Raw genomic sequence first — 15728 nt, 5'->3', positions numbered from 1 at the left:
AGGCGTACCCGCAGGGTACGTTGAGGAAGCGGAACGCAGCGACGGGGCGCCGATGACCGCCAGAGCACACCTGGCTGTTTCGCAGACAGACCACTACTAATGCGCGCCGCCTTCCTCGACGGAGCGGAGGAGATCACAGTTCGCGAGGTACCGCCTATCCCGGCCGAAGGCGATCTCGTCGAGATCGACGTCGTCGCTTGCGGGATCTGCGGTTCTGACCTTCACCGATGGCGCCGTCCGGACTTGATGGCCGGGCAGATCGAACCATCGATCCCCGGCATGGGGGGACACGAAGTCGTCGCCCGGGCACCAGGAGTTGATGGAGGGCGCCGCCGCCGAGTTGTCGTCGAGCCGAATCTGGCGGGGAGTTGCGGGAAGTGCGGGGCGTGTCTTTCCGGCAAGGCGGTGTTCTGCAGCGACCGCGCCGCTCTCCGGTCGTGGGGATTCTCGGAGCGGATGGCGGTCAACGCCTCGAGCTTGTTCGACGTTCCCGACGGAATGGCCGACGAATTGGCGATCCTCACGGAGCCGCTTGCGTGCGCAGTTCACGCCTACCGGGCAAGCCATACATTCGCCGCGCAGGACGGGACGCTTGCCGGTCGCAAGATCGCAGTGATCGGAGGGGGCGCAATCGGACTGCTCGCGATCGCCGCTGGTGCCCGCCTCGGTGCCGATGCCCTGCTGTGCGTGGCCCGTTACCCCCGGCAGGCTGCGGCGGCCGAGACCCTCGGGGCGCTCGACGTCTTGGATCCCGTCGTTGACGATGTGGTCTCCGGTATACGCAGGTTCGCGCCCGACGTCGTGGTCGAGGCAGTCGGGGGAGGGCCGGAGACTTTCGACCTCGCGGTCCGAACCGTGAATCCGGGCGGTGAGGTGCTGGTGCTGGGGCTGTTCGACGATCCGACGCACCTCGACACGCGCCGGGCCTTGTTTCGCGAACTGCGCCTGTTCTTCTCGATGACCTACGGGGTCATCGACGGCCGTCACGACTTCGAGGTCGCGCTTGAACTCCTCGAGTCGGATCCGGAGGCCTTCGGCGGTCTCGTTTCACACCGATTCGCTCTCGAGGAGACGGCTGAGGCGTTCGTCGCGGCAGCCGACAAGTCGACGGGGGCGCTGAAGATCGTGGTGACGCCTTGAAGTTTGGTCTGCACCTCCCCCAGCTCGGCAGAGCGGCTTCGCCCGAGAGGGTGGGGGCCGCAGCTGCTACCGCCGAGGACCTCGGCTTTGCCGATGTGTGGGCGTCGGATCACGTGGCGGTCCCGACGTCGATCGAAGGCATGCCCTCGTTTTTCCCGGAGCCGGTTCCGCTGCTGGCCCTTGCGGCGGCTCACACACGCCGGGTCGGCCTCGGAACCAGCGTCATCGTTCCTGCCTACCGGAATCCCATGCACTTCGCCAAGCAGTGGGCGACGCTGGATTGGCTGGCGCCCGGACGCACGATTCTGGGGGTCGGCGCCGGGTGGCTGACGGAGGAGTTTGCCGCCGTCGGCGTTCCGATGCAGGGCCGAGGCGAGCGACTCGACGATTACATCCGAGGGTGGAGGGCCCTCTGGGCGGGAGCCACGGAATTCAAGAGCCGATACTTCTCGTTCGAGGCGGTCAGAGTGAAACCAAGGCCGTCCGAGGCGATCCCCGTCTGGATAGGTGGTTCATCAGCGGGTGCGTTGCGCCGAGCCGCATGGTGTGACGGCTGGCACGGCACCTGGGCGCCGCTCGACGAGTTCAAGCGAAGGGTCGTGATGCTCCTCGCCGAGATGGAGAAGATCGAGCGCCATCGTGCGGAGGTCACCGTGTCGATCCACATGGAGGTCACTATCGGTGACGGTCTCGACTACTCGGGCTGGTCGTCGGTCGGTGACGGCTACGGTGATCGGCGACCGGTGACCGGGCGTCCGGAGGATGTCGCAGAACTTCTGGCCGGCTACGCGGAGGCCGGGCTCGACCATGTCCTTGTCACACCGGTAGTTCGCGGCGCGAGAGCCTGGGACGAGATGGTTCTCGGCATCGCCGCCCTCAAGGATCTCGTCGGGAGGGGCGCGCATTGAGCATCGGGTTGTCGCAGATGCACCACATCGGGATCGTCGTGTCGGATCTAGATGGTGCGATGAAGGAGTTGAGCAGCCAGATGGCCCTCACGTGGGCGCCGATACGGCACGGCGAACGCATCGTGCGCCACCTCGGCCGGCTGGTGACGACCGACCTCCGACTCACCTACTCGATCGAGGGCCCGCCGCATCTGGAGTTGATCGGCGAAGCCCGAGGCTCGCCGTGGGAACCCACCCGAGGAGGCATACACCACGCCGGGTTCTGGGTTCAGGATCTGCGCGGCACCGGCCTCGAACTGGCCCGGGCCGGGATGAGGCTCGAAGCCACCTATGACGCCGAGGACGGCGGGTTGCTCGGTTTTGCATACTTCACCGACGCAAATGGATTCCGGGTCGAGATCCTCGATGACTCTCGCCGGCAGTCGTTCGATGACTGGCTTGCGGGCGGGCCGGGCTAGGCCGGGATACGGGGACTGCGCGACCGCGACCGATGTATACGATCCATCCGTACGAGGAGGCCGACCATGTCGTTCGATATCGCGGGCATCAGCCATACCGCGCTCGCGGTGCCCGACCTCGATGCTGCGATGAGCCTGTACGGGAACGCGCTCGGCCTGACATGGGCACGCCCCCAGCAACGAGCAGTCAGCATCCGGGCCGCGGCCGGTGACCTGACTACGGAGATCCGGTTCACGTACTCCCGGCAAGGTCCTCCCCACCTCGAGCTCATCGAGGGCGCCGCGGACACGATCTGGGCGCCGGTGAGTGGCCTACATCACATCGGACTGTGGAGCCACCAGCTCGAGATCGACGCCGCGCAGTTGGAGCATGCAGGGATGGCTCTCGAGATGGCCGGCCTCAGCAGATCAGGCAAGCAACCCTCCGGATTCACCTACCACCGTTCGGCCCACGGGCTGAGAGTCGAACTGGTGGACGCCGCGGCGCGGGCCGCCTTCGAGCGCTGGTTTGCGGGAGGGGACCTTCGCTGACGGCGGCGACATCCGGCGGGTTCGGTTCGAGTCGTCGTTGCCGGAGTGGACTAGGGGGCCCTGTTAGATTGCCGTCGAACCGTCCGAGGGGCAAACGAATGCCGGCTGTCCACATTGATCACGTCGCGATGTGCGTGCGCGATCTGGAAACGGCGATCGCCGATTGGCACGACATTCTCGAAGTTCTCTCGCCGGAGCACACCCTGCAGCTGACCCGGGGTGAGGGCACGGCCGACGGCGTTCACATGGTGTGGGCGACTTTCCAGAATCCCGATCCCCTCGGCGTCAGCATCCAGTTGTGGGCGCCGGGAATGCCGGGAACCTGGGTCGACAAACTGCTCGACCGCCGCGGCGAGTTCGTCCACCACATCGCATTCCTCTCCGACGACTTCGGTCACACGGTCGAGCAATGCCGTCAAGCCGGACTACCGGTTCTTCTCGACGAGAACAGCGGTCCCCCCAACATCCCATGGCTCCAGTGGAACTTCATCGGGGAGGACAAAGCGCACGGCGTGCTGATCGAACTCGCTACCCGGTACCAAGCCGTGGGCGATCGCTGGTACCCCCATCCCGGCAACGCCGAGAACGACCATCTCGCTGCGGAGCTTCGGCAGCGTTGGGACGAAGCCCCCTTCGGCGAAGATTGACCAGGCGCCAGGGCCACCCGGAGGTGTGTCGGTGACCGATTACGACGCCATAGTGGTAGGAGCAGGAGCCGCCGGCCTCAGTGCTGCGGCCCTGCTGGCTACCGAAGGGCAGCGTGTGTTGGTCGTGGAGCGAAGCAACTTCTTGGGCGGCCGCGGCATGGCCACCAACGACGAAGGCTACGAACTGAACCTCGGGGCGCATCTCCTCGAGGACCCCGGCTCGGGGATAACGAGGATCTTCCAGCATGTCGGGAAGGAGTTGCGCCACGGACCGCACAACACCGACATGCCGGTTTGGGATCACGTAACGGAAGCATGGGGATCGATTCGAGACCGCTACTCGGGGGACAAGGATCAGCTGAAGAAGGTAATCCACGCGCTGCTGGCCACCCCGTACGAAGAGCTCGAGCAATGGGACGATCGGCCGATGCGCACCTGGATCTCCCAACACACCGACCACGAGGGCGTGAGCGACCTTTTCGAGTTCATCAGCGTGATGGAGTGCATGACGGAGGATTGGTGGGACCACTCGGCGAGCGACAACCTCTTCAATCGAAAGATGCACTACTCCGAGAGGCGCATGGCGGCCTACTCCTTCTGGCCCGAGGGAGGCTGGGACAGAATCTTCACCACTCTGCGAGACGTTGTTGTCGATCGGGGTGGGGAGGTTCAGCTGGGGAGGCGGGTCAGCCGCGTGCTGATCGCCGGAGGCGAGGTCAAGGGGATCGCATTGGCCCGACCGGATGCAGTCCTGCCGAACGAGATCTTCCACGACGAGATCGTCACCGCCCCGGTGGTGGTCTCGACCCTGCCGGTGTGGCATGTTCTCCAGATCGTGCCCGAGCAGCAGCTACCGGACTGGTACGTGGGTCAGATCAAGTACCTAGCCCAGGACCGCTGGCGCATATCCTGGGCAGGGCTCTATATCGCCACCGAAGAGCCCGTTGCCGTCATCGACCGGCACGAGATCGCGACCTGGTTGCACAGCCCGGTCGGACGTACCTCCGGGTTCATGTTCGAGATGACCGCCATGGACCCCTCGGTGGCCCCCGAAGGCCGGCACCTCTACGTCATGGGTTCGATGCTGCACCGGTTCAACAGAGCCCGTGATATCGACTTCGTCAGACAGAAGTTCGACGAGCTCGAAAGAGACATCGAGATCATGTGGCCGGCGTTGCGGAATCACGTCTTCAAGCGGCGCCATTACACCTTCGACCCCTCGTTCGGTGTAATCCAGAAACCGGGCCTGGTCGGCCGATTCCGCCCGCACTGGAAGGCCCCCAACGTGTCGGGTCTCTACTTCGCAAGCGAGACCTTCAAATCGCGCGGCATAGGGGTCGATCGAGCCGCCAGAGCCGGGCTGACGTGCGCCGAGGACATTCTCGGACGCCGACTGTGGCCGCTCGATGAGGGCTGGCGTTATTAGTTGTTAGTTACTAGTTGCTGTTAAATTATACCGACTACCGACTACCGACTACCGACTACCGACTACTGGGGGCTCAGCGACGGCGGCTACTCAAGCGGACTTGAGCAGGTCCTTGAGGTCGTTCATGGCCTCGAAGCTGAACCGTGCCAGGTCGGGGTCGGCGAGACCGGTGACGTTCCACATCACCAGATGGCGCAAACCCGCCGCGTGATAGTCGCCGATCTGAGCGGCGATCTGCTCCACAGTGCCCGCAAAGGCATAGTGCGCCGACACATTTGGAGGAATCGCCTCCACGATCCGATTCACCTCCTCGACCGGGACCCGGCTCGGGATGAAGTCATGGAAACCCCCGGCTTCGCCCAGCGGAGGCGTGACCCCGAGGCTCTCGAAGGCCCGATTCGGCATGAGGATGCAGATCATCCGGATCATCGGAGAAGCGAGAAGTCGCGCCACGGACCGCTCATCCGGTCCGATCAGCACATAGCCGAGCATCCCGGGTGTGAATCGATCGAGCTTCCGCCCTGCATCTTTGGCGCCCGCGAGGATCCGGTCCAACGCAGCACGGTACGCCTCGGGCGACATCTTCGTGGGGAGCCACCCGTCGGCGTACCGGCCGGTGAGCGAGAGCATCCTCGGTCCGTGCGCGGCCATCCAGATCTCCGGCGGTCTGTCGCCGTACGGGTCAAGGCCCATGACCGCGTCCTCCAGCCGGAAGTGGTCGCCTTCGAAGTCGACGGTCTCGGTGCCGGCGTTCATTAGCAGCCGGATCACCTCCAGCCCCTCGGCCAGCTTGCCGACGGGCCGATCCCATTCGATCCCGTACGGCTGGATGTTGAGTTGTTCGCCTGAGCCGATTCCCAGAATCGCCCGACCCTTCGTCACGTGGTCCAGTGTGAGCATCGTCTGGGCAACTGACGCGGGATGACGGCGCAGCAGATCGGTCACACACGTGCCGAGGCGGATCCGTTCGGTCTGCGCACCGACTGCCGCCATCATCGCGAAGGGATCTACGTAGACGTGGCCCGAAGGTTGATGCCTTGCAAGTGGCGTGAAGTCCTCGGTCCACATGGTGTCCGGGTGCCATCCCATGAGGTGGTCCGGCCACCACACGGCGTCGTAGCCGGCTTGATCCATCTTGACACCGAGAGCCACGCCGCGATCGACAGGCGGGGTGATCTGGCCGGGGGCACCGAGTTGGATGTCCAAGATCGTCAATCCTTGCGATCGCACGCCAAGCGGCCGCAGCCGGATGCTAGCCCCGGCTTCTCACTTTCCCAGCACACCGACACGGACCAGGCCGCCTCAACCAGTTGCGGCGGACTTCGACCGTGGCCGCGATTCCAAGCGTCCGAGCGAGCGATACCCGTCAAGGGGGAGGCGGCAGTCCGAATTCATCGGCGATACGCCGCCGCAAGTCGACTTTTCGAATCTTGGTCGCCGACATGGGCCAGTCGGTGACGAACCGCACATGACGAGGAACCTTGAACGAGGCGATCATGCCTTCGCACCAAGCGATCACCTCCTCGACGGACAATTCGGTCTCGGGCACTACCTCGACGTATGCGACGGGCACTTCTCCCAATCGCCCGTCGGGCAGGCCGACGACAGCTGCCATCGCGATCCGGGGATGGACCATGAGGTGTGACTCGACCTCGATCGCCGCGACGTTCTCACCACCGACCTTGAGCATGTCCTTGAGGCGGCCCCGATAGTGGAGGAGCCCGTCGCTGTCGATCATGCCGAGGTCGCCGGAGTGGAACCACCCGTCCTCGTCGAACGCTTCCGCGGTCAAGTCGGGGCGCCCGTGGTATCCCGAGAACAGGGTCGGACCTCGCAGCACGATCTCACCCTCGACCCCCGCCGGCGCCCTCGAACCATCGGCGATGTCGCGAACCTCGATCTCGGCGCCATGGAGCACCAAACCTGGCAGAACGCGCCGCTCGATCGGGTCGTCGGGGTCCGACAGAGCCATGGAGCCGGCGACCTCGGTCATGCCGAATCCTGTGACCACTCGTGCTCCGAACAGCTTCTTCTCGAGGCCCCGCAGCTGGTCGGGATGCGCGACATTCATGACCGTACGCACGTGGCCGAACGAGCCCGCGTCGAAACCCTCGGCCTCGACAAGTGCGTTGGTAATAGGCGGGAACGCCGTAAACAGCGTCGTGGCCTGTTCTTCTCGTATCAATCGAAGCCCAACGGCCGGATCGAAGGTAGGCATCGAACAGTATGTACCGAGCCTCCACAGCATGGCGAACAGCGGTTGGGTGCAGCCAACGTGGAACATGGGCAACGGGCCGAACAGAACATCACCTTCTCGAATACCCAATCGATCAGCCGTCTCCTGGCCCTGGCGCACCATGGCCTCGTGGGTGAGAACACAACCCTTCGGCAGGGCGGTGGTACCGGACGTATAGAAGATGGTCGCCGGGTCGCCCACAGCAACCCGCGCCGCGGTGCGCTCGACCGTCTCTTCAGCCACACTCCGTCCGGCGGCGTCCCATAGAGCCGAGGGCAGGAATCCTCGGGCTCGAGAAGAGCTGAGATCGACGACATGATCGAGACCGGGTGCGGCCGCGAGATCGAGCCTGGCCCCACCGGCGGCCTCGCCCTCGTTGGAGAGGTCGGGGAATGCCCGGCTGATCCGCTCGACGTACGAGACCGCTCCACTCTCCTCAGCCACGAGCAGCACCCGAATGCCCGCGTCGGGCACGACGTGTTGCAGCTCGCGCGATTGGAACCTTCCGTTGATCGGCACGACGATCGCTCCGATCAACATCGCTCCGAACCATGCCTCGAGATACTCCAACGAGTTCGGCAGGAGGATTCCGACTCTGTCGCCGTGGCGCACACCGAGCCCGCGCAGTGACCGCGCCGCACTCACGGAGCGGTCCAGCAACTGTGAGTAGGTGCGCCGCTCGCCGGGGAAGACCAGCGCGTCGCGATCGGGGACGCGCACGGCGCCTCGAACGATCAGATCACCTGCCGTGCAGACCTCCCGATACTGCACGGTCAAGCTCCTTCGTCTCACTGCCAGGTCCCCGGATCGGCGGGACCTACGCTCCTCGATCTGTGCGGGAGGATCCTAGCGCTGAGTGTTCCCCACGATCGGGTTCGCCCTGGATCCACTCCCGAAGCCGGTACTTCTGGATCTTCGTCGCGGACATTGGCCATTCGGTTACGAAGCGCACGTAGCGGGGCACCTTGAAGCCGGCGATCTTGCCGCGGCAGTACTCGATGAGCTCGTCGGCCGTCATCTCGGAGCCGTCATGGAGCTCGACGAAGGCTGCGGGTACCTCCACATACTTGGGATCCGGCGCAGACACGACTTGCGCGATCTTCACCGCCGGGTGTGTGCCGAGATACGACTCGATCTCGACAGCGGCGACGTTTTCACCTCCGACTTTGAGCATGTCCTTGAGGCGCCCGTGGTAGCTGATACGCCCGTCGAGGTCGAGACTGCCGAGATCTCCCGTGTGAAGCCACCCGTCGGCATCCATCGTTTCCGCCGTCTTGACCGGGTCCCGGTAGTAGCCCTCGAAGAGGCAGTAACCCCGGATGTTGATCTCACCATGCTCGCCCACACCTCGTGGCACGCCCGTTTCCGGGTCCACGACACGGATCTCGATCCCCGAGAAAGGACGCCCACACGTGGTCGAGCGTTGGTCGAGAGTATCTGTCAGTTCGTTGAAGGAGACCACCCCGGCGGCTTCGGTAAGACCGTACGCGCTGACCTGGACGGCGTCGGGATATGCGGCCTGAAACGCCCTGAGCATGTCGGGCGAGGCCACGTTGTTGACCACCCTGACTCGGGTCAGGTCGACTTCTCCCCATCTCGGATTGTGTATGAGCGCCGTGGTCAGCGTCGGGAAGGAAGGAAACAACACGGTCGGTCGCTCCGCCACGATCTGGTTGATCGAGGCGTCGGGTTCGACATGCGTCATCGACAGGAAAGTGGCGCCGGCATCGAACACGGCGGTGATCGGCAGAATCGCCGACATGTGAAACATCGGTAGCGGGTCCCAGAACACATCGTCGGCGGTCAACAGGTAGCGCTGCCGGCTCATGGCGCGACCACTACGCACCAGGGCCTCGTGAGTAAGAGGACAGCCTTTCGGAAGGTCGGTGGTCCCTGACGTGTAGATCATGATGCACACGCTGCGCACCGCCACCCTCGCTGCGAGCAGCTCGATTTCCTCCTCGCTGATGCCCTCTGCGGCCGCTTCGAACTGTCGCTGCGAGAGCATTCCTTGCGGCTGGGATGCCCCCAAGACCACAACCGAACGCAGGCGCGGCGCGGAGGAGACATGGAGTTCCGTGGCGTCGGCCATCTCGCCGATCCCGGGAAGGCTCACTCGCACCAGCTCGACGAAATCGACGCGATCAGCAGCCACGTCAGTGGTAATGAGGATGTCGAGATCCGCGTTCTCGATGATGTAACCGAGTTCGTGTTCCTTGTACCTGGCGTTGATCGGAACGGTAACGGCCCCGAGGAGGGCAACGCCGAAGAGAATCTCTACGTATTCGATCAGATTGGGCATGAACAATCCAACGTGATCCCCGGCCGCGATCCCGAGCGCACGGAGTGACCGGGCCCGCCGGGTTGCCCTCGTGAGCAGCTGCGAGTAGCTGAGGCGACTGTCGGGAAAGGCCAGGGCCACGTGGTCCGGCCACCGCTGCGCCGCCGCCACGAGGAGACCTCCCCAGGTCGTCACCTCAACCGGGGGGCCTCGCATCATCCGGCGGAGCCTCGGAGAACCGGCCGGTTGCCTTTCCAGACGACCTTCCCGCTCAGGACGGCCTCCTCCGTGATGCCCGGGACCGGGGTGCCCCAGTCGAGATTGCTGTCCACAAACTGGAACAACGCGCCGAAGCCGCTCTTCGGGCGGAGGAACGTCTCGCGCCACGTGGGCCTCGAAAGGTCGGTGCCGGTGACCTCGAAACCTGCCGACTCCAGTTGCGGTAGGAGCGCCTCGATGTCCTCGAAGAACAAGGTGGCGTGGTGAAAGCCCTCGCCGTATCTATCGATGAACCGCGCGATCACCCCTTCGTCGTCGAGCGGCATGAGAAGCTCGATCTTGGTTCCCGGAGCGAGCTTGTATTGGAGAGATCGCATGGCGAGCCTCTCGTCGTCTCCCCCGCTGACGAAGGTCGCGCCCAAGATATCCCGAACGAGAACTACCGCCTTGTCAAGAGACCGAACCGCGAGAGCGATGTGGTCGAACGAAAGCGCGGGAGCCTCAGCGATCGCCGGATCCCAAGCGACCACGCCCGTGCGCTGTTCCCGGCTGTGTCGCCGGCCGATCCTTCGGTAAGGCCGACGTCCACGAGGAGGGTGCTGAAAAAGACGGGGATTGGTTGGCCCGCGGAGCTCCTACCCGGGGTTCCGTTCCGGCTATCGGGCCATCTGGACATTCTTCAGTACCCTCCGAGACCGCCAGGCTCAGACCGTGTACGGGTTGCTGAGAGCGGTCGGATTGCTGCGCCAGCACACTGCCTCCGGCTCGAATCGCGTTTGATATCGTACCCAACGTGTCAGAAGCGACGCCGATTGCCGTCCCCACCGAGCTGGAAGGCCTCGACACCGTTCCGGGCCTGATCTCAGCCTTACGCGACGCGCGAGTCGCCGGCGAGGCCGGCAGTTCCCTCGACGAGCGGGAGATCGAACTGGTCCGGATCGCCACCCTGGTCGCGCTGGGCGCGCCTGCGGCGTCGTTCCGGGCTCATGTCACGCGGGCGTTGTCCGCCGGCGCGTCGGTAGACGACGTGTGGGGGTCGGTCGCCGCCGGCGTCACCCTTGTCGGCGTACCCCGGCTCATCGCGTCGGCGCCCCACATCGCAGCCGCTCTCAAGGGTCACGAGAGCTAGCTGCCAGGACTACCAACCAAACGTTTGGTAGGCTACGAATGTAGATTGGACGAGTGAGTGACGGCGATCTCCGCCCGGCTGTTTGATGGAGGGCCGGGCAGTTCTCGATGGGGATCGATAGCCGGTAAGGAAGGCTGACGTGGATTTCGGTTATACCGAAGAACAAGAGCTCTTCCGTAGATCGATGCGGCACTGGGTGGACAGAGAGATACCCAAAGAGTATGCCAACCGCCTCGAACAACAGGAATACGAGTTTCCCCACGAGCTGTGGGACAAGTTCACCGAGGCGGGATTCCATGCGATCGGGATCGACGAGAAGTACGGCGGCCAGGGCGGAGACATCATCAGCCAGATGATTCTCTGCCGCGAGTTGGCCCGTTCCCTGGCAGGCTTGACGTGGGTGTGGGGCATCTCCTCGTTCTCCGGGGCTAAGTCGGTCGGGCTCTGTGGCTCAGAGCAGCAGAAGCTGGAGCTCCTTCCCCGACTCGCCAGGGGCGAGATCAAGTTCGCCATTGCATACACGGAGCCTGCGGGCGGCACCGACCTGCTCGGCGCGATGACGACGACCGCGGTCCGCGCCGGCGACGGGTGGGTCATCAACGGCCAGAAGATCTGGTCCACCGCGGCCCACGTTGCGGACTACCTGCTGCTACTGGCTCGCACCGCGCCTGTCACCGCTAAGAAGAGCGCTGGTACCACACTTTTCCTGGTGCCCGGGAAACAGGACGGCGTGACGACGCGCCAGATCCCGAAGATCGGGATGCGCTCGGTCGGGTCGTGCGAGGTGTGGCTGGACGACGCGTGGGTGCCCGACGAGTTGGTTCTCGGCGAGCCGGGGAACGGGTTCAAACAGAGCCTCGGAACGCTGAACAACGAACGGATCATGCTCGCCGCGCTCTGTGTCGGGATCATCGACGGCGTGCTGGAAGACGCCCTGGACTACTTGGCGGCCCGAGAGGTGTTCGGCAAGAGGCTGGAGCAGCTGCAAGTACTCCAGCACTACATCGCGGACATGAAGATGATGCAGTCCCAGGCCGAGTTGATGACATTCAATGCGGCCTGGCGCCAATCCGAGGGCCTCGAATGTGGTCTCGAGTCCAACATGGCCAAGGTCGTGACTTCGGAGAACGCCGGCAAGTGTGCCGACCTGGCCCTGCAGATGTTTGGAGGAATGGGGTATGCGTACGAGACCAACCCTCAGCGCTACTGGAGGGATGCAAGGCTCTACCGCATAGGCCCTATCGCCAACGAGATGGCAAGGAATTCCATCGCCGAGGCTCTTGGAATGCCGAGATCCTTCTAGCCGATGAGCAGCCTCCGAGGCCTCGAGGGAAGGGTGGCGTTGATTACCGGTGGCGGGCGAAGCATCGGCTTGAGCATCGCGTCGCGCCTCGCCTCGGAAGGTTGCAAGGTCGTCATCAATGACCGCGACGCCGACGTGGCCCGCCGAGCCGCCGACGAGATAAGGCGATCCGGAGGGGCTGCCGGCGATGTGGGTGGCAGCGTTACCGACCCGACAGATTCCGAGGCGATGGTCGGCGCTGCCGGCGAACTGTTCGGAGGGCTCGACATAGTCGTCAACAACGCCGGCCTGACCGCAGACGACTGGCTTCATCGGATGCCGGACGAGACGTGGGATCTCGTGGTGGACGTGTGCCTCACCGGGACGTTCAACGTGTGCCGATCGGCGGCGAGGCTGCTTCGAAAGGACGCCCGCGAGATCCGCTATCACCGGAAAGTGGTGAACATCGTCTCGATCAACGGGATCTACGGCGCCGCGGCCAACGTCAACTACTCGGCGGCCAAGGCCGGTGTCATCGGACTCACCAAGTCCCTGGCTCGGGAGTGGGCAGGGCAGAAGATCAACGTCAACGCAATCGCGCCGGGGTACATCAAGGGCACCCGTCTCTCCGGTCCCCGCGACGACGCCGGGCGGTTCGGAATCCCCGCGGAAGTGATTCCGAAGATCGAGGCACAGATTCCGATAGGGCGGCCGGGGCTTCCGGAGGATGTCGCGGCAGCAGTTGCGTTCCTGAGTTCGAGCGAGTCGGACTATGTCACCGGCCAGGTGCTGGAGGTGCACGGCGGCCTCGAGTTCATCCAGGTGGTCTGAGCGCAGATAGTTGGGCGACGAGGCTGTTCGAGGAGCGTGGGAATTGGCGAGTAACAAGGTCACGTCGATCGAAGAGGCGATCGCTACCCATGTGCAGCACGGCGACGTCGTCGCATTGCAGAACATGGCTACCCAGGCGGCACCGATGGCGGCGGTGCGTGAACTCATACGACAGGAGAAGCGCGGCTTGGGGATCGTGGTCCTGGTCGGGGGCATCGCCGTCGATTGGCTCTCCTTCGCAGGTGTCATGGACCGGCTGATCGGCGCCGCGGTGACGATGGAACAGTTCGGGCTGTGTCAGCGCTACCGCAAGGCCGTGGAAGCCGGCCGGGTGCGCGTCGAAGAGCTCTCCGAGACCGCACTGAACGCCCGCCTCGGCGCCGGCGCCCGGAACCTGCCGTATCTTCCGACCCGCGGCCTGATCGGAACCGATCTGATCAGCCAGAACCCCGACAACCTCCGGCTGGTCGAGGATCCGTTCGGCGGTACTGCGGTCGTGGCATGCCGCGCCCTCGTTCCGGACGTCGCGCTCGTCCACGCCCACCGTGTCGACGCCGAGGGCAACGTGCAATACAAACCGACGACCCTCTGGCCGGATATAGGCATCTTCCCGAAGGCCGCCAGGAAGGTCATCGTGACGGCCGAGGAGATCGTCTCATCCGACATTCTTAGACGCAACCCGGACCGCACGGTGCTTCCGGGGTTCGTCGTGGACGCCGTCGTCGAGGTTCCGTACGGTGCCCACCCCACTTCGTTCTTCCCCGAATACCGTTACGACTCCGATTTCCATCTCGCCTGGGCAAAGGTATCGCGGGACGACGGCGCGGCGCAGGAGTTCTTCCGCAGGCACGTACTCGGCCCGCGGTCACACGCCGAATACCTCAGCGCCGCCGGGGGTGTGGCGATGATGAGCCACTTGCGTGGCAAGGAGGGCGTATGAGCGGGGAGGCGCACCAGAGGGCGCGCGACTACACGGTCGACGAGCTGATGATCAGCGTGCTCTCGAGCTTCTTCGAGGACGGCGATCAGGCATGCAACGGAATGGCATCGTTCTTACCGGTGTCTGCCTTCATGCTGGCCCGACTCACGCACGCACCCGGCCTTGTGTGGCTGGCGTCGGCCACAGGTCTTGACCCGCAACCGGCGAGGGTGCCCGCCTCGACTCTCGAATCGCAACTCTGGAGCGATTCGGTCATGTACATGGAGCAATACGGTGATTTCTGGAACTACGCCATGAACGGGAGATGGCTGCAGAAGTTCTGTGTGGGAGCCGCTCAGCTCGACATGTACGGCAACGCCAACAACTCGGTGATCGGTGCCGACTTTCACGCTCCGAGGGTGCGTTTGCCCGGTACGGCGGGCCTCGGCGACATGGGATCGCTCGGCAAGCTCCTCTACTACTGGAACCCGAATCACAGCCCTCGCAGCCTCGTCGAGAAGGTCGATTTCATCTCGGCAGCCGGGTATCTGGGCGGGGGTGACGAGCGCGAGGATGTGGGCCTGACGGGGGGGCCACAGGCGGTTGTCACCAACCTCGCCGTCCTCGACTTCGAGCCGGAGAGCAAGCGGATGCGCCTCAGGTCGGCCCACAGAGGCGTCACCGTGGACGACATACGCGCCGCCACCGGGTTCGAACTGGTCATCCCGACCGATGTGCCGACCACCCCGGAGCCGACCGAAGAGCAGGTACGCCTCATCCGTGAGGTCATCGACCCTGATGGGATGCGTAAGCGCGAGTTTCGAGCGCCCTGACCTAGAAGTATAGCTATCCGACAGCACCTGCCCCGTGTGTCAGGCGCCTGCCCCCTGCTCGGGCCGGCCGCGTGATGCCGCGATGCCGGCAGCTCCCGCATGCCACGCTGCCAACCCTCCGAACGGCACCGCCGTTGCAGCCGCCTCCGCCAGCTCGGTATCCGAGGCGCCCTCCCTTCGGGCGGCGGCCGCATGCGCAGCGACGAACTCCGGCTCCTGCAGAGAGCTGTTGATGGCCACGAGCAAGAGCTCGGTGTGCAACGGGCTGAGGCCGGTGTCACGCAGTCCCGAACGCCGCAGCATCAGGTGGCCCTCAAGAGCGCGGGGGATCTCATCGGCCATCAGCCGGATACGATCGGGCACCCTTCCGTACACGGACGAGGCATATGCCTTCGCCTCGTCGACATCTACCGTGCCGGCCGGTGGTTCGCTCGTTCCGGCCCCGTGGCGAGGAACCAGCTGATCGGCCGTGGCGATGAACCTCCGGTAGGGCGGAATCCCGCGCGAGGCCAGAAGGGTCAGCGCGGCGCCATCGGCCTGGTCCCTGCTCAAGCCCGACGCGAACGCCTGCTCCAGGCAGACAGAGATCAAATCGTCTTCCAGCTTCACGGATCCGATGGCTGCCATATAGAGCCACTTGACCGGGGCCGGCAACGAACCGTCGCCGGTTGCGGCATCGGTGAGTCTGGCGAGCCCCTCGGCGGCGACCGGATGGGCCGCGACGAGGCCCTCGAGCCAGTCCGGGGAGCCCAACCAAGTTTGCAGCCGATCGGCGCCCGCCGGCGATGTCGCCTCCATCTTCCTCCTTCCGGATCGACGGTTCATTCTCGCCGCCGCCTCTTAGGAGGAACCTACAGTCCTCGGGTGGTGGAGCGCTCGCTCGAGGCT

Annotated in this window: 16 protein-coding genes; 11 read left to right on the top strand and 5 right to left on the bottom strand. The window is 64.6% G+C overall.

Translation table 11 applies throughout. The features are described 5' to 3' along the window. The first annotated feature begins 99 nt into the window (after positions 1–99). The 6 genes from OXK16_12950 to OXK16_12925 all read left to right on the top strand — a co-directional run bounded on the left by OXK16_12950 (position 100) and on the right by OXK16_12925 (position 5110). Positions 100–1140 carry a zinc-binding dehydrogenase gene (locus OXK16_12950; protein ID MDE0376852.1) on the top strand — a complete coding sequence of 347 codons (1041 nt, stop codon included), beginning with the start codon at positions 100–102 and terminating at the stop codon, positions 1138–1140. Continuing rightward, the gene (locus tag OXK16_12945; GenBank protein MDE0376851.1) at positions 1137–2048 is read left to right on the top strand and encodes a TIGR03619 family F420-dependent LLM class oxidoreductase; all 912 of its coding nucleotides are present in this window, start codon (positions 1137–1139) and stop codon (positions 2046–2048) included. The genes OXK16_12950 and OXK16_12945 overlap by 4 nt, the downstream gene beginning before the upstream one ends. Continuing rightward, the gene (locus OXK16_12940) at positions 2045–2506 is read left to right on the top strand and encodes a VOC family protein (GenBank protein ID MDE0376850.1); all 462 of its coding nucleotides are present in this window, start codon (positions 2045–2047) and stop codon (positions 2504–2506) included. Before OXK16_12945 ends, OXK16_12940 begins: the two co-directional genes overlap by 4 nt. 66 nt (positions 2507–2572) lie before the next feature. Beyond that, a complete protein-coding gene (locus OXK16_12935; protein MDE0376849.1) occupies positions 2573–3037 on the top strand; it encodes a VOC family protein in 465 nt (154 codons plus the stop codon). Positions 3038–3135: 98 nt separating this feature from the next. Next, complete coding sequence (locus OXK16_12930; protein ID MDE0376848.1) at positions 3136–3684, top strand: VOC family protein; 549 nt, start codon at positions 3136–3138, stop codon at positions 3682–3684. A 31-nt stretch (positions 3685–3715) separates the two neighbouring features. Continuing rightward, entirely contained in the window at positions 3716–5110 is a 1395-nt protein-coding gene (locus tag OXK16_12925; GenBank protein MDE0376847.1) for an FAD-dependent oxidoreductase, read from the top strand. Between the two features lie 90 nt (positions 5111–5200). Here OXK16_12925 and OXK16_12920 read toward each other — a convergent pair whose 3' ends face one another. From OXK16_12920 to OXK16_12905, 4 genes are all read right to left on the bottom strand, one after another. Beyond that, positions 5201–6316 carry an LLM class flavin-dependent oxidoreductase gene (locus OXK16_12920; GenBank protein ID MDE0376846.1) on the bottom strand — a complete coding sequence of 372 codons (1116 nt, stop codon included), beginning with the start codon at positions 6314–6316 and terminating at the stop codon, positions 5201–5203. 160 nt (positions 6317–6476) lie between these two features. Beyond that, a complete protein-coding gene (locus tag OXK16_12915) occupies positions 6477–8117 on the bottom strand; it encodes a class I adenylate-forming enzyme family protein (GenBank protein ID MDE0376845.1) in 1641 nt (546 codons plus the stop codon). A 46-nt stretch (positions 8118–8163) separates the two neighbouring features. Further along, the gene (locus OXK16_12910) at positions 8164–9846 is read right to left on the bottom strand and encodes an AMP-binding protein (GenBank protein MDE0376844.1); all 1683 of its coding nucleotides are present in this window, start codon (positions 9844–9846) and stop codon (positions 8164–8166) included. Continuing rightward, positions 9843–10376 (bottom strand): VOC family protein, encoded by a 534-nt coding sequence (locus OXK16_12905; protein MDE0376843.1) that lies wholly within the window; start codon positions 10374–10376, stop codon positions 9843–9845. The genes OXK16_12910 and OXK16_12905 overlap by 4 nt, the downstream gene beginning before the upstream one ends. Before the next feature lie 263 nt (positions 10377–10639). Between OXK16_12905 and OXK16_12900 the strand changes: the two genes are divergently transcribed. The 5 genes from OXK16_12900 to OXK16_12880 all read left to right on the top strand — a co-directional run bounded on the left by OXK16_12900 (position 10640) and on the right by OXK16_12880 (position 14840). After that, complete coding sequence (locus OXK16_12900; protein ID MDE0376842.1) at positions 10640–10975, top strand: carboxymuconolactone decarboxylase family protein; 336 nt, start codon at positions 10640–10642, stop codon at positions 10973–10975. Positions 10976–11114: 139 nt separating this feature from the next. Beyond that, entirely contained in the window at positions 11115–12278 is a 1164-nt protein-coding gene (locus OXK16_12895) for an acyl-CoA/acyl-ACP dehydrogenase (GenBank protein ID MDE0376841.1), read from the top strand. A gap of 3 nt (positions 12279–12281) precedes the next feature. Beyond that, entirely contained in the window at positions 12282–13088 is an 807-nt protein-coding gene (locus OXK16_12890; protein ID MDE0376840.1) for an SDR family oxidoreductase, read from the top strand. A gap of 43 nt (positions 13089–13131) precedes the next feature. Beyond that, complete coding sequence (locus tag OXK16_12885) at positions 13132–14028, top strand: hypothetical protein (protein MDE0376839.1); 897 nt, start codon at positions 13132–13134, stop codon at positions 14026–14028. Further along, a complete protein-coding gene (locus OXK16_12880; protein ID MDE0376838.1) occupies positions 14025–14840 on the top strand; it encodes a hypothetical protein in 816 nt (271 codons plus the stop codon). Before OXK16_12885 ends, OXK16_12880 begins: the two co-directional genes overlap by 4 nt. Before the next feature lie 39 nt (positions 14841–14879). On the opposite strand, the gene OXK16_12875 is transcribed toward OXK16_12880, so the two are convergent. Beyond that, on the bottom strand, positions 14880–15638 hold the full coding sequence (locus OXK16_12875) for a carboxymuconolactone decarboxylase family protein (GenBank protein MDE0376837.1): 759 nt from the start codon (positions 15636–15638) through the stop codon (positions 14880–14882). Between the last annotated feature and the right edge of the window lie 90 nt (positions 15639–15728).

The sequence above is a fragment of the bacterium genome (assembly GCA_028821235.1).
GTDB lineage: Bacteria > Actinomycetota > Acidimicrobiia > Spongiisociales > Spongiisociaceae > Spongiisocius.
This window is presented reverse-complemented; position numbering and strand designations above follow the sequence as displayed.